This window comes from Enterobacter sp. CPE_E1241 (genome assembly GCF_045618265.1).
GTDB lineage: Bacteria > Pseudomonadota > Gammaproteobacteria > Enterobacterales > Enterobacteriaceae > Enterobacter > Enterobacter adelaidei.
The window spans coordinates 2,534,538-2,549,107 of record NZ_JBIWYV010000001.1 but is presented as its reverse complement, the minus strand read 5'-3'; the positions used below and the strand labels follow the sequence as shown (position 1 = coordinate 2,549,107).

The 14,570-nt window shown below is 52.6% G+C and carries 12 protein-coding genes and 1 pseudogene; 7 read left to right on the top strand and 6 right to left on the bottom strand.

The genetic code is table 11. From position 1 onward, the window contains the following. Positions 1 to 4: 4 nt before the first annotated feature. Positions 5 to 1,351, bottom strand: a complete 1,347-nt coding sequence (locus ACJ9Y9_RS12345; RefSeq protein ID WP_028018864.1) for an SrfA family protein — start codon at positions 1,349 to 1,351, stop codon at positions 5 to 7. Positions 1,352 to 1,634: 283 nt separating this feature from the next. Here ACJ9Y9_RS12345 and ACJ9Y9_RS12340 point away from each other — a divergent pair, with 283 nt between their 5' ends. Both ACJ9Y9_RS12340 and ACJ9Y9_RS12335 read left to right on the top strand, forming a co-directional pair. Then, entirely contained in the window at positions 1,635 to 3,233 is a 1,599-nt protein-coding gene (locus ACJ9Y9_RS12340; RefSeq protein WP_028018865.1) for an ABC transporter substrate-binding protein, read from the top strand. Positions 3,234 to 3,289: 56 nt separating this feature from the next. Further along, complete coding sequence (locus ACJ9Y9_RS12335) at positions 3,290 to 3,523, top strand: YdcY family protein (protein WP_028018866.1); 234 nt, start codon at positions 3,290 to 3,292, stop codon at positions 3,521 to 3,523. 3 nt (positions 3,524 to 3,526) lie between these two features. Here the strand turns inward: ACJ9Y9_RS12335 and ACJ9Y9_RS12330 are convergent, their stop codons facing one another. Together ACJ9Y9_RS12330 and ACJ9Y9_RS12325 are read right to left on the bottom strand one after the other, a co-directional pair. Further along, a complete protein-coding gene (locus ACJ9Y9_RS12330; protein WP_028018867.1) occupies positions 3,527 to 3,976 on the bottom strand; it encodes a DMT family transporter in 450 nt (149 codons plus the stop codon). Further along, complete coding sequence (locus ACJ9Y9_RS12325) at positions 3,973 to 4,491, bottom strand: GNAT family N-acetyltransferase (protein ID WP_028018868.1); 519 nt, start codon at positions 4,489 to 4,491, stop codon at positions 3,973 to 3,975. Before ACJ9Y9_RS12325 ends, ACJ9Y9_RS12330 begins: the two co-directional genes overlap by 4 nt. Before the next feature lie 148 nt (positions 4,492 to 4,639). Here ACJ9Y9_RS12325 and ACJ9Y9_RS12320 point away from each other — a divergent pair, with 148 nt between their 5' ends. The 3 genes from ACJ9Y9_RS12320 to ACJ9Y9_RS12310 all read left to right on the top strand — a co-directional run bounded on the left by ACJ9Y9_RS12320 (position 4,640) and on the right by ACJ9Y9_RS12310 (position 7,242). Next, positions 4,640 to 5,215, top strand: coding sequence for a helix-turn-helix domain-containing protein (locus ACJ9Y9_RS12320; protein ID WP_028018869.1), 576 nt, complete (start codon positions 4,640 to 4,642; stop codon positions 5,213 to 5,215). Between the two features lie 65 nt (positions 5,216 to 5,280). Further along, entirely contained in the window at positions 5,281 to 6,321 is a 1,041-nt protein-coding gene (locus ACJ9Y9_RS12315) for an NADP-dependent oxidoreductase (RefSeq protein ID WP_028018870.1), read from the top strand. A gap of 252 nt (positions 6,322 to 6,573) precedes the next feature. Next, complete coding sequence (locus ACJ9Y9_RS12310) at positions 6,574 to 7,242, top strand: GntR family transcriptional regulator (protein ID WP_028018871.1); 669 nt, start codon at positions 6,574 to 6,576, stop codon at positions 7,240 to 7,242. A gap of 119 nt (positions 7,243 to 7,361) precedes the next feature. Here the strand turns inward: ACJ9Y9_RS12310 and pqqU are convergent, their stop codons facing one another. Continuing rightward, positions 7,362 to 9,470 carry a TonB-dependent receptor PqqU gene (pqqU, locus tag ACJ9Y9_RS12305; protein WP_028018872.1) on the bottom strand — a complete coding sequence of 703 codons (2,109 nt, stop codon included), beginning with the start codon at positions 9,468 to 9,470 and terminating at the stop codon, positions 7,362 to 7,364. 242 nt (positions 9,471 to 9,712) lie between these two features. Between pqqU and ACJ9Y9_RS12300 the strand changes: the two genes are divergently transcribed. Next, positions 9,713 to 10,774 carry a YncE family protein gene (locus ACJ9Y9_RS12300; protein WP_028018873.1) on the top strand — a complete coding sequence of 354 codons (1,062 nt, stop codon included), beginning with the start codon at positions 9,713 to 9,715 and terminating at the stop codon, positions 10,772 to 10,774. A gap of 40 nt (positions 10,775 to 10,814) precedes the next feature. On the opposite strand, the gene ansP is transcribed toward ACJ9Y9_RS12300, so the two are convergent. Continuing rightward, a complete protein-coding gene (ansP, locus tag ACJ9Y9_RS12295) occupies positions 10,815 to 12,311 on the bottom strand; it encodes an L-asparagine permease (protein ID WP_028018874.1) in 1,497 nt (498 codons plus the stop codon). 401 nt (positions 12,312 to 12,712) lie between these two features. On the opposite strand from ansP, the pseudogene ACJ9Y9_RS12290 reads away from it, so the two are divergent. After that, a pseudogene (locus ACJ9Y9_RS12290) lies at positions 12,713 to 12,872 on the top strand (cupin domain-containing protein); the annotation flags it as partial. On the opposite strand, the gene ACJ9Y9_RS12285 reads toward ACJ9Y9_RS12290, so the two are convergent. Then, on the bottom strand, positions 12,869 to 14,404 hold the full coding sequence (locus ACJ9Y9_RS12285) for a PAS domain-containing methyl-accepting chemotaxis protein (protein ID WP_028018875.1): 1,536 nt from the start codon (positions 14,402 to 14,404) through the stop codon (positions 12,869 to 12,871). The pseudogene ACJ9Y9_RS12290 and the gene ACJ9Y9_RS12285 sit on opposite strands and share 4 nt — an antisense overlap. Positions 14,405 to 14,570: the final 166 nt, after the last annotated feature.

The following is a 14,570-nucleotide window of genomic DNA, read 5'->3' as shown; positions in this document are numbered from 1 at the left end:
AGGATCAGGCACCTGCTTTCTTGAACGTCAGTGGGACGACGGTGTTTGCATCATAGCGAGCACGACATTCTGCGATATCGCTGGTGCCTGCTTTACAGGAAACCTCCGGCATCGGGTAGCGTGAACCGTCGGTGCAGCGGGCATTACCGCGACTCTTAATCATCAGTTCACCATTGCTGTGAAGCCCGGAGAAGATCTCTGCGCGGCAGACAATGTTGTCACCATGTACTACACGGGCGAAACCTTTATTGTTCTGGATCTGGTAGCGCAGTGACGGTGGCTTACCGGTCACCGGATCTTTCACATCGAGGATGGCGCGCCAGGTCCCGTTGAGGAAGCGCGTCGATCCCGCTTTCACTTGCTGACCTTCCATGACCATCGCATCTTTCGGGATCGCGACGATAACGACCGGGGCGGGCGCTGGAGCAGGAGCAGGTTCTTTTTCTTTGCTTGCCACTACCTCAGCCTGATGCAACGGTAGTTTCATCGCCAGTGGTTCCACTGCTTTGATCGGTTTCGGCGCAATTTCTACAGGTGCTGGCATAGGTGCAGGTGCTGGCTGCGCGGAAGGGGCCTGTTTTGGCCACAGCAGCGGTGCGGCAATGGCGGCAACGATCACGGCGGCAACGGGCAGCGTCCACAGCGGGATACGACGCTTTTTCACAACGGTTGTCGGGGCGGGTTCCTGAGCAGGTTGTGGTTGTGTCGCGACTGGAGCTGGTTCTGGCTCATACAGATCCTCCGGCGTAATGCGCACCACCGTCGACGGTGCAATCAGTGGCTCGTCTGCTTGTTCGAAGGTGATGATCGGTTCCGGCTCAGGTTGCGGTTCAGGATCTTCAATCACAACGGGGGCGGGCTCAGGGATCAGTGATTCGCGCAGGCAGTCGAGAACATCGTCGCGCGCATTTTCGTTCAGGTTTACAAAGCCCCAGAAGCTAATGACCGGTTTTCCTTCGACCAGAAAGAGAAAGTTTTCGCCCGGAAACTGGAACGCTTTTGACAGCAGTGAGCCAAAAAGCTGCTGTGCTGTTTTAGGTGACTGAAGGCACTTCTTACTCAACGACTCGACGCTGGCAAGCGTATTTTCCAGATAGCGCAGGGCGCGAAAACGGTCGTCTTCATCGGCCGCTTTCCAACTGGTAACACTCCCCTCTATCGGGGAATACCAGTCTACACGGTCACCGCTATCGTTGACCTGTGGAATGGCCAGACAGTCGACAATGGCCTGTTGTTTGCGCAACCGGAGCGCTTCCCGGATTTGTAACGCTGATTCAAAAACGGCTTGTCCGCCGCCGCCAACGGCCTGAAAATCATCCAGATTACCGCTGCGTAAAAGAGTTTTTGCCACGATTTGATCCCATATACTTCTTCACACCGTTACTTTAACGAAATGAGGAAGCAAACAAACGGAGGAAGAGACGCTAAAAGCGCCGATTTCTTGCGGCATAGAAAGTGACGGTTGTGCTTGACGGATAATGGCACTTAAGGCAAATCATCTTTTTCTGCATTGACTGCAAAACCAGCGAAAAACGTGACTTTAGAATAACCTGATAGTGTTTCGTTATTTGCCAGGTCATTAAGCCTGTGCTGTTATTACTGTCCTATATAATAAAACATCCAGGGTTATAACCATGTCTACAGGGAAAACACTGCTCGCCCTTGCGCTGAGCACGCTTTTACCAGCCGGTGCCGCATTGGCGGCAAATAATGACACCATTATTTACTGCTCTGAAGCCTCACCCGAGTCTTTCAACCCGCAAATCGCCAGCTCCGGCCCATCTTTCGTGGCCAGCTCTCAGGTGTTGTATAACCGTCTGATCAATTTCGACCCGGTGAAAAATACGCCGGTTCCGTCGCTGGCGGAGTCCTGGACAATCTCACCGGACGGTAAGACCTATACGTTTACCCTGCGTAAAGGGGTGAAGTTCAACAGCAATAAATACTTCAAACCGACCCGTGACTTTAACGCCGATGACGTCATTTTCTCCGTCATGCGTCAGAAAGACCCTAAGCATCCATATCACAACGTCTCGCAGGGCAACTACGAATACTTTAATGACGTCGGCCTCGATAAACTGATTCAGGACGTTAAAAAGGTCGATGATTACCATGTTCAGTTCACCCTCAGTGAACCCAACGCTGCATTCCTTGCCGACTGGGGAATGGATTTTGCCTCGATTCTCTCCGCTGAATACGCCGACGCGATGCTGAAAAAAGGCACGCCGGAGAACGTGGATACCTGGCCGATCGGTACCGGACCTTATGTGCTGCAGCAGTACAAAGTGGATTCACTGATCCGCTATGTCGCTAACCCGAACTACTGGGAGGGCGAGGTACCGACAAAACACCTGATCTTCTCCATCACGCCAAATGTGGAAACGCGTCTGGCGAAATTGCAGACCAACGAATGCCAGATCATTCCTGCTCCATCCCCGGTGCAGTTTGATGTGATTAAAAACAACAAAGACCTGACGCTGCACTCTGTCGATGCGTTGAACGTCGGCTATCTGGCGTTTAACACCGAGAAAAAACCGTTTGATAATGTTCTGGTACGTCAGGCGCTAAACTACGCAACCGACAAGAAAGCCATCGTCAATGCGGTCTTTATGGGCTCGGGTACGGTGGCAAAATCACCAATTCCGCCAAACATGATGGGCTTTAATAAAGACCTGAAGGACTACAGCTACGACCCCGAAAAAGCGAAAGCCCTGCTGAAGCAGGCCGGGCTGGAGAAGGGCGCGGAAGTGACGCTGTGGTCAATGCCGGTGCAGCGTCCGTACAACCCTAATTCGCGCCGTATTGCGGAGATGATCCAGAGCGACTGGGCGAAAGTCGGTGTGAAGGCCAAAATTGTCTCTTACGAGTGGGGCGAATACCTCTCCGGCATGCGTAAAGGTGAGCACGACTCTGCGCTGTTCGGCTGGATGTCCGATAACGGTGACCCGGACAACTTTGCTGACGTACTGCTGGGGTGCAACAGCATTAAAACGGGTTCAAACGCAGCACGCTGGTGCGATAAGGGGTATGATTCCCTGGTGCAAAAAGCGAAGCTGACCAGCAACCCGGCTGAGCGCGCTAAACTCTACGGTCAGGCGCAGGAGATTTTCTACCAGCAGGCGCCGTGGATCGCACTGGCGAACGGGAAAACGTTCTACGCTACCCGCAGCAACGTCACGGGTTACAGCGTGAGCCTGATGGGCAGCGATTTCTCAAAAGCGAAGCTGAACTAAGCGTATTATTGCCGGGTAAGGCGTAGCCGCCACCCGGCAATTCACAAGGAGTGACAATGTCACATTTAAACGATGTTATCGCCCGCGTCGATGCCGCCATCGAAGAGAGCGTAATTACCCACATGAATGAACTGCTGATTGAATTAAGCGATGATGCAGAGCTCAGCCGTGAAGATCGCTACACCCAGCAGCAACGTCTGCGCACCGCGATTTCACACCACGGTAAGCAGCATAAAGAGGAGCTGGAAGCGCGACAGGAACAGCTAACGAAAGGCGGCACCATTCTGTAGCGATCAAAACTGGCGTCGCGCGACCAGCCAGGCCCCCACGACCAACATCACCGCGCCGCACACCGGGCCGATCAGGGCGCGCAGCGGTATGCCGTTGCTTCTCAGCACGTCCATCACCAGTCCGCCGATCAACTGGCTTGCCACCAGCACAGCGATGGTCGTCGCCGCGCCTACGTTCTGGTATCCGCTGATACTTGCAAACACGAAAAACGAACCCAGCAGCCCTGGGATCAGCGTCCACCAGCGCACCGTTGCGGCCAGCTCGCTAAATCCGGCGAAGCCCTGTTTCAGCAGCAGAATGCTGACAAACAGCACAATGCCGACCAGTGAATTCAGCAGCATCGCGATAAGAATAGTGGAGGAGGACTGGGTGATGCGCACCATTAAGGTATTTTGCACCACCAGACCGATTCCCGCCGCCACCAAAAAAGCCAGCGTCATTGACTGATTCATGGGATGGCGTCCGGGTCGCTGCGCTCATCCAGCTGCAGCTGCATAAAGGTTAAGTCCAGCCAGCGGCCAAACTTGGTACCCACCTGCGGCATTTGACCCGTCGTCACAAAACCGAGCGTTTCATGGAGATGAATCGAGGCATGATTCTGCGCTTCGATGCCTGCGACCATCACGTGTTTGCCGATGGCACGGGCTTCGTTAATCAGCGCTTTCATCAATGTGCGACCAATCCCTTTGCCCTGATGATCCGGATGAACATAGACCGAATGTTCTACCGTATGACGAAAACCGTCGAAGGCACGCCAGTCACCAAAAGAGGCATAGCCCGTGATAACACCGTCTTCTTCACTGACCAGTACCGGGTAACCTGCGAGGGTGCGTGCCTCAAACCAGGCGATACGATTATCGGTGTCGACGGTCTTATCGTTCCAGATTGCAGCAGTGTGCAACACCGCGTGGTTGTATATTTCTCCTATCGCAGCGCAGTCTTCTTTGCAGGCATGACGAACGATCATGATGAAACCTCTGTGTGTTGTTCACTATAGTATTACGATTTAACTACGATATTACACAACTGTATCGCCAGATAGCTATGACATAAGCCATATTTTTTTGTTATCAAAAGCCCATTGAAATGCCGTTCATACACTATAGTATGACGTCATGAACACCATAACAGACACCATGAATCAACGGATTAGCGCAAGAATTCGCCTTGAACGCGAGTCTCGCGGATGGTCTTTGAGCGAGCTTGCTGACCGGGCAGGCGTTTCGCGTGCGATGATCCACAAGATAGAACGTGGGGACAGTAGCCCTACGGCAACGTTGCTTGCCCGCTTGTCGGGGGCTTTTGGCATCAGCATGTCGACGCTGATTGCCAGAGCCGAGATGCAAGAGGGAAAACTACTGCGCCTCGCCAACCAGCCCGTCTGGCGCGATCCACAAACGCATTACCTTCGCCGCCACGTTTCTCCCCGCACAGATCTTCCCATTGACCTTGTTCAGGTTGAACTCCCGGCGGGGAGCGATGTGCCTATGCCTGCCTCTTCTTATGCGCTGGCACGTCAGCTTATCTGGTTACAAATGGGTGAGCTGGTGTTCCAGGAGGGCGATACGCGCCACGAGATGCGGGCCGGGGACTGTCTGGAGCTGGGGCCGCCTAATGACTGTCGGTTCATCAACGAGACGAATGAAACCTGCATCTATCTGGTCGTACGCCTTAACCAATCTGGCTCGTAATGTTAAAGCGATAACGCCGATCGTGAGCCAGGCTGTAATGACATTTGAACCAGAAGGAGTTCCTGATGAATCAATCTGTTTCCCTTAATCGCCGCTGGGTACTGGCCTCCCGCCCACAGGGTGCGCCGGTCGCGGAGAATTTTCGTCTGGAGGAGCAACCTGTTCCAGCGCCAGTTGAGGGGCAGCTTTTGCTCCGTACGGTCTGGCTGTCGCTGGACCCTTACATGCGTGGCCGCATGAGCGATGCGCCATCCTATTCACCGCCGGTTGAGATCGGTGCGGTGATGGTGGGAGGGACGGTCAGTCGCGTTGAGCGGTCAAACCATCCAGACTTCAAAGCTGGTGAATGGGTGCTGGGCTACAGCGGCTGGCAGGAGTATGAACTCTCGGACGGCAGCGGCCTGGTCAAGCTGGGTGAAAATCCGTCTCATCCTTCCTGGGCGCTGGGTATTCTGGGTATGCCGGGCTTTACCGCCTATATGGGGTTGCTGGATATCGGGCAACCTAAAGCGGGGGAAACGCTGGTGGTTGCTGCCGCAACAGGCCCGGTTGGCGCGACCGTTGGGCAGATTGGCAAAATCAAAGGTTGCCGGGTGGTCGGCGTGACCGGTGGCGCAGAAAAATGCCGCCATGCGGTTGAGGTCCTCGGGTTTGACCTCTGTCTGGATCACCACGCTGCGGATTTTGCCGACCAGTTGAAACACGCCTGTCCGAAAGGAATTGATGTCTATTATGAAAACGTCGGCGGGAAAGTCTTTGACGCCGTTCTGCCGCTGCTGAATACCTCCGCGCGCGTCCCGGTGTGTGGTCTGGTCAGTGGCTATAATGCGACGGGTCTGCCTGACGGCCCGGACCGTTTGCCGCTCCTGATGGCGACCATTCTGAAGAAACGCATTCGTATGCAGGGCTTTATCATCGGCCAGGACTATGGGCATCGCATTAAAGAGTTCCAGCAAGAGATGGGGCGCTGGGTGCAGGAGGGCAAAATTCACTATCGTGAACAGGTGACTGACGGCCTGGAGAACGCGCCTGAGGCGCTGATTGGCCTTCTGGAAGGGCGAAACTTCGGCAAAGTCGTGATTCGCGTCGCGGGCGACAATAAATAAACCACAATATGGCGGGGTTTCCCGCCATATTTATTTGTGAAGATACGATATATTGTCTTTAATTAACTGACATGGCTTTTCGCGCCATCATCCCGGATGAGCCCGAAAACGAAAAATACAAATTTTGCACGTTTTGATGTTTTTACGTACTTCCCACCACCAGGCATGACGATACAGGATATATCGGACCGGCGTCGTTTTATTAAACTGACGTTTAAAAATAGCATTGAGCTTTAGCTACAGGAATTGAACATGCTTGATTTGGATCATTTAGAAAAAGCGCAAAGGATCAGTCTTACCATGCAAGTTGAACTCAGTTTGAAAGGAGCGTTAATTACAGGCTCACTCAAACCTGGGGCACGACTGATTACGAAAGAGATCGCCGATAAATTAGGCACCAGTATTACCCCGGTTCGTGAGGCGCTTTTGCGTCTGGTGTCATCAGGGGCATTACATGCCACGCCAGCACAGGCATTTCTTGTGCCTGAGGTGACGCTGGAGCGTTATAACGAGATTAATGCCATCCGAAAACAACTTGAGCCGATGGCGGTTGCCGCAGCATGTCAGAATATGTCTGACGGCAAGCTGGAGGTGCTGCACAAATTGTCGGACGCCTTTCATGACGCCATGCGTAATGGTAACGTTCAGCAGGCCTTGCATGCGAATCGTGTCTTCCGGTTTACGCTTTATCAGTATGCGGAAATGCCTACGCTCAATGCCTTAATTGAACAGTTATGGGTCCGCATCGGGCCGTGCATTAACTATTTGCACCAGGAACTCAACGACATCACGATGTCGACGTATCACTATGATGAGCTACTTGCGGCCCTTGAGCGACGGGATGTGGGCGACTGCCAGAAGGCGATTGATAAGTTGATTGATGAAGCAAATTCTCTTTTACAGCGACAATATTTTAACTAAGAGATTATTTAACACAGCGACTATATACCGTAGCTAATTATTTATTCGGTGAATAACTCCTGATGGCTTATTGCCATCAGGAGGGTTATTTCATTAATAAAATAAACTTTTCTTTTTGCTTACTCGAAGCGATAAGAGATCGACATACCTACGCCATAGTTACGCCCGGGTGCAGACTCGTAATAACGACCATTGGATTCGTTGACAATAACCGAGCCAACGTACTCTTTGTCGAACAGGTTATCTACGCGGCCAAAGACGTCCATTCCCCAGTTACCATAGTTGAGCTTATACCCGGTATTCAGCCCAACCACGGTGTACGACGGTGCTTTCGCCGTGTTTTCGTCGTCGGCCATGATATCGCTCATGTAGCGGACATCTGAACCCGCGTACCAGCCTTCCTCCGGCTGCCAGCCAAACGAGGCATAACCCATGTTACGGGCGATACCTGGCATGCGGTTTCCATTACAGTCTGCGTCGCTGCATACGTTGGTACGGTAGGTGGCGTCCAGATAGGTCCACGCCATTTTCAGCTTCCAGTTTTCAGCAAACTGCTGGTCCAGGGAAACCTCCACCCCCTGACGACGGGTTTTACCGGCATTTTTATAGCTGGTACGGCCGCCGGAACTGGAATCGACCACGATCTCATCATCCGTATCTGTGCGGAACAGCGCAGCCGTCAGCAGACCATTGCCGATACGGGTTTTGCTCCCCACTTCATACGTATTGTTGGTGGAAGGTTTCAGGCCAATATTCAGACCGCCCTGGTTATCTGAACGATATGAGAGTTCGTTGATTGTTGGCGTTTCGAATCCTCGCCCGGCAGCAGCATAGAGATTCCACGCGTCCGTCATGGCATATTTCACGGAGCCCGCCGGGAGCCACTTGTGATAGCTTGCGTCACCGCTGTCATCCCCGTTGCCCGGCGTAATGTAATGATCGTTGGAGTCGAACCAGACCGAACTGTAACGCACACCCGCATCCACAGAGAGCTTCTGTGTCAGCTGCCAGCTGCTTTGCAGATAAGGGTCGACGTTCCACATCAGGTTACGCTCGTTACGGCGCTTATCACCCTTCACACCGTATTCCGGCACGCCGTTATTCATCACGAAGTTTTCATACCCGCGACGATCTTCGCTCAGGTTTTCATAGTTCAGGCCGGTGGTAAGGGTCACCGGCACCAGCAGCTCGCCACGGTGCGTCCAGCGGGTATCAACGCCCTGGTAATGGCGCTGCATATCAATCACACCACCAGAGTGAGATGGCTTAAGCTGCGGTTGATAAGGTATCGACTGGTACTGCGTCATTTCACGCTCACCGGCATACATCATCACGCTAAGGTCGTCCTGGGCGCTGAGCTGGCGGTCATAGCGCAGACCGGCCTGGGTCTGTTTGATGGTCTTACGGGTGTTGTACTGATCGCCGCGCGGAGACTGGCGCGGGTCATTCCGCCACTCCTGGTAATCGAGTCCACCCGGATCGTTAGCCTTCATGTCCACGCTATTAACGATTAGCGTGAGTTTACTGACATCATCTATACGCACACCCAGTTTGGCATTGGCGAGATTCTTCCGCGCACCGCTGTGGTCACGATAGCCTTTAGTGGTGAAGCGGGTGGTGGAAACGGTGTAATCCACATCGCCTGCGTGTGTCCCGTCACCCATTGCGCCCGTGGCTTTCATGCCATAGCGCCAGGTACCGTAACTGCCGTAATAGCTGCTGGCCTCAATGGTCGGTGGCTGCTGCCCGGTCTGGGTGTTGATGTTAATCACACCCCCCGAGGCGTTGCCGTACAGGGCAGAGAAGGGGCCGCGCAGCACTTCAACAGTGTCCACACTGGAAAGATCGATGTTGGAGGTTTGCCCTTGTCCGTCAGGCATGGTGGCTGGAATACCGTCGACATACATGCGGATACCGCGTACGCCAAATGTTGAACGGGCACCAAATCCACGCATTGACAGCTGGAGATCCTGCGCATAGTTCTGGCGGTTTTGAATTTGCAGGCCTGGAACGCTACCCAGTGATTCAGACAGGTTGATGCGTGGCGTGGCCTGACGCATATCATCGCCATTCACGACGCTCACCGCGGCTGGAGTATCGAGTTCCGATACAGTTTGCGGTGTAGCGCTGACGATCATGGTCTGTTCATCCGCACTCATCGCAGTGAGAGGCGCAACAATAACAGGAACCAGCATCAGAGATGCCTTACGGGCGGAAATGATTTTCATGAGTAAAACCGGTTGTGGTATCTAAACGAACCAAATGGAACATGTGCCTATATGTTAAAGGTTTTGTAAATGTTTTGAAAACTTTAACCGCACGTTGCGTTAATGAATGTGGGCGAGGGAAAGAAAAACTCCACATTTTGTTGATTAATGATTACTATTCTCATTATCAAAAGGCAATGCCAGGACGTTGCCTGCCGGAAGTGATGTCAGCAGAAAACCCTCTTTTCAGAAAAGGAATTGTTATGTCTTTACGTCATCTGTGCTCGCCGCGACTGAGCCTTTCTCTGCTGTCTGCTACGTTACTGTTTGCCAGCACCTTCCAGGTGCATGCCGCCGAAGAGATCCTGCGTAAAGCGGTGGGGAAAGGGGCGTATGAAATGGCGGTAAGCCAGCAGGAGAATGCGCTGTGGGTTGCGACGTCGCAAAGCCGTAAAACCGATAAGGGCGGGGTTATCTATCGCCTTGACCCGGTCACGCTGGACGTGACGCAGGCGATTCATAGCGATCTCAAACCTTTCGGTGCTACCTTTGACAAGGCGAGCCAAACGCTGTGGTTCGGTAACACCATCAACGGTGCGGTGACGGCCATTGATGCCAAAACGGGCGACGTGAAAGGGCGTCTTGTGCTCGATAATCGCCAGCGCAGTGAAACCGTCAAACCGCTGCAGCCGCGCCAGCTGGTGGCTGATGACAGCACTAACACCGTCTATATCACTGGTGTGGGTAAAGAGAGCGTGATTTGGGTGGTGGATGGCGCAACGCTGAAGCTGAAAGAGACTATTGCTAATACCGGCACCTATAGCACCGGCCTGGCGCTGGATGCGCAGGCGAAACGCCTCTATACCACCAATGCCGACGGTGAGCTGGTGACGATTGATACGGCCACCAACAAAATCCTGAGTCGTAAAAAAGTGCAGGACGACGGGAAAGAGCACTTCTACCTGAATCTGAGCCTCGATACTGCCGGCCAGCGCGCGTTCCTGACTGATTCAAAACAGCCGGAAGTGCTGGTGGTTAGCCTGAAAGACGGCAGCGTGATCGAGAAAATCTCAGCACCAGAATCACTGGCCGTGCTGTTTAACCCGGCACGCAATGAAGCGTATGTGACGCACCGTGAAGCCGGTAAGGTGAGCGTGATTGACGCGAAATCTTACAAAGTGACGAAAACCTTCGACACGCCGGTCTACCCGAACAGCCTGGCGCTCTCTGCGGATGGCAAAACGCTGTATGTGACGGTAAAACAGAAATCTACTCGTCAGCAGGAAGCAACCCAACCTGACGACGTAATTCGTATCACGCTGTGATGTAAAAAAAGGGAAGGCATCTGCCTTCCCTTTTTAATGATTAACGCGACGTTTCTTCAACCAGCGGCGCGTCGTGTTTTTCATCATCAGGATGAACCGGCGCGGTGCTGTGAATTTCGTGAACGCGTTTACGTACGCCAAACCAGCCAGCAATCAGCAGTACAGCCAGCAGCGGTATAGTGGCGATGGTGTAGGTGCCGTTCGGGTAATCGAACGCCATCAGTACCAGCACGCTGAACAGGAAGAGCAGGGTGAGCCAGGAGGTCACCGGCGCGCCAGGCAGCTTAAAGCTCACGTCAGCGGCTTTACCTTCTTTAATGGCTTTACGCAGACGCATCTGGCAGACCACGATAAAGGCCCAGGATGCGATAATACCAAGCGCAGCAACGTTCAGAACGATTTCGAAGACCCGGGACGGGACCAGATAGTTCAGGAATACGCCGAATACATACACTACCAGCGTCGCCAGAATACCGGCATACGGCACGTGCTGCTTGCTCATTTTCGACATGAACTTCGGCGCAGAACCACCCATGGACATGGAGCGCAGGATACGACCGGTAGAATAAAGCCCGGAGTTCAGGCTGGAGAGCGCTGCGGTCAGTACCACGATGTTCATGATGCTGCCAACATAAGGCACGCCCAGCTTAGAGAAGAAGGTCACAAACGGGCTCTGACCCGCCTGATAGGCGTTCCACGGCAGTAACAGAACCAGCAGTACCACGGAACCAACGTAGAACAGACCGATACGCCAGATCACGCTGTTAATGGCTTTTGGCACCATCGTCTGCGGATCTTTACATTCACCCGCAGCAGTACCCACCAGTTCGATAGAGGCAAAGGCAAATACCACACCCTGAACCAGTACCAGCGCTGGCATCAGACCGTGCGGGAAGAATCCGCCGTTATCGGTTATCAGATGGAAGCCAGTGGCATTACCATCCAGTGGTTTACCGCTGCCGAGGAAGACAGTACCCACGATCAGGAACACGACGATGGCCAGCACTTTGACCAGTGCAAACCAGAATTCCATCTCCGCAAACCACTTCACGCCGATCATGTTCATAGTACCGACAATGGCCAACGCGCCAAGCGCAAAGACCCACTGCGGCACATCACCAAACGCGCCCCAGTAGTGCATATACAGCGCCACGGCGGTGATATCGACAATACCGGTCATCGCCCAGTTGACGAAGTACATCCAGCCTGCAACATAGGCCGCTTTTTCACCGAGGAATTCACGGGCGTAAGAGACAAAACTGCCGCTTGAAGGGCGATGCAATACCAGTTCGCCCAGTGCACGAAGAATAAAGAAAGAGAAGATCCCGCACACCAGATAGACCAGGGCGAGAGCTGGGCCCGCCATCTGCAAGCGAGCGCCTGCACCTAAAAACAGACCCGTTCCGATAGCGCCGCCGATGGCGATCATTTGAACCTGACGGTTGCCCATCGCTTTGTGGTAGCCCTCTTCGTGGGAGTTCAACCAGCGACGTTTAGCAGCATGATGATCGGCTGCGCTTTTATTGCTTGTTTTCATTGAGTTACCTGTTTGCCTGTCTGAACCATTATCGTGATAGTCCTGCCTGGCAGAGTGCAATACAAACGATTGCTTCTGCGCAAACACATGTCGCCTTCCCAGTGATTCTACGTATGGATAAGGCGAAACATGGCGAGGCATCCTACCTGCAATTCATAAGCGACGCAAAATATAACCGTGCCGAAAGTGATGCAGGTCGAAGGAAATCGTGTGGTCAGAGCAGACGTGGATCACAAGATGCTGAATCGTGGTGATTTTTTAGACGAACCCATTAGTGACTTGATGATTTATTCATCAATATTGCTTAATGGTTGCGCAGTGAAATGAACTCATTGCAAACGCAACGCTTCAATCAGCAACGAAAAGGCGAGGGTATGCTGGCGACGGCTTGGGTAATAAAGATGATCGTGACGCAGGGTCGTGGCTGGTTACAGGAGTGGGGCAAAGAGGCTGAGCCGCTTAACCAGGGCGATGACGCACATTGCCATCGCCGAATCCGTAAACGGTAGCCCGGTAAAGTGGCTGGAAAAAGTTACTGACGAGCAGTGCCTGAACGACTAACCGCCAAAAACGGAAATTGCCTGCTGCAGGCGCGTTGTGCGCTGCGTCAGGTGATTAGCGGCCTGAGTGACATTATCCACCATCCCCGTATTGTTATGCGTCATTGCACCAATACGGGAGATGGACGCGTTGATAAGCGTCAGCGCCTGAGTCTGTTCCTGAGTGGCATGACCGATCTCCTTAATCAGGGAGGACATCTGCAGAACATTGTCGATCATGACCGTCAGCTGCGTTTCGGTTTGTTCCACCTTTTCCACACCCGCGTTCACACTGGAGACGTTTTTCTCAATAAGCGTTTTGATCTCTTTAGCCGCCGTCGCGGAGTGCTGCGCAAGGTTTCGCACTTCAGCCGCCACCACCGCAAAACCGCGCCCGGCTTCACCTGCGCGTGCCGCTTCAACGGCAGCATTTAGCGCCAGTATATTGGTCTGAAAGGCGATGCGATCGATAACGCTGATGATATCGACGATCTGACTGTTATCCTGCGAAACGGATTGCATCATGCCGATAGTCTCTTTCATCATCGCTTCACCGCAGTGGGCGCTGGCACTGGTGCGATCCGCCATCAGGATCGCTTCTTTTGCGGTTTCCGCCGTTTGCTTAACGGCACTGGCAATTTCTTCCACCGCCGCTGCGGTTTGCTGCAGAAAGTCTGCGGTCTCTTCAGAACGCGCCTGCAGATCCGCGCCCTCTTTGGCGACCTGCTGGCTGATAGTGCCAATCCCGTTAATCTGCGCCCCGACATCGTCAACCAGAGAATTCAGGTTTAAACCGGATTGGTTGACCAGACGCATCATCAGACCGATTTCATCGATCCTGTCAAAGTGGTAATACTCGGTTTTACGCCCTGAAACCACGCACTGCATCTGTTGAACAATGGATTTTACCGGCCGGGCAATTTGTGCATGAAGATAATATGCCAGGGTTATAAATAGCAGAACCAGACCGCCGAACTGTGTAAGCGTATTCGGGAATAATAAAATCAGCAAACAGGAAAGCAGGGCCGTCACTGTAATACCGAGATAGATTCTTTTGCTGGTACTGAGTCGTTTAAAAAGAGACATGAAAGAAAATAAACCGCGACGAACCAATAATCCCTTGTAAAAACGATGATGCGTTAATTCGTTATTGCGTACTTTCTCATAGAGTTTTTCACTGGCAGCGATCTCTTCGCGTGCTGGAATATTCCGCACGGAGATATAGCCTGTTAAGTTTCCATCCTGCCAGACTGGCGTCACATTAGCGCGTACCCAATAGTGATCGCCGTTCTGACGACGGTTCTTGACTAGCCCTGTCCAGGTTTCCCCCTGTTGTAGGGTAAACCACATGTCACCAAACGCCTCGGCAGGCATGTCGGGGTGGCGAATAATATTATGCGGTTCACCCATAAGGTGTTCTTCTTTATATCCGCTAGCTTCAATAAAAGCGGAATTGGCATAGGTAATATGACTTTGCGTATTGGTGGTCGACATTAACGTCGAGCCTTCGTTAAGAAAATACTCGCTTTGTGTAACGGGACTGTTACGCCTCATGAGTAACTCCATGATGATGTGAAAGAATAAAAACCGCCTGGTAAACACTCAGGCAAGATTGATGTGATTATTTTTATAGCTGTCTGCCGTGTATTCTCTATTAAATCCTGCTTGTCCGAAATACCTGGTGCTAATTATTTTTTATCTATTAAACTGAGTCAATGTA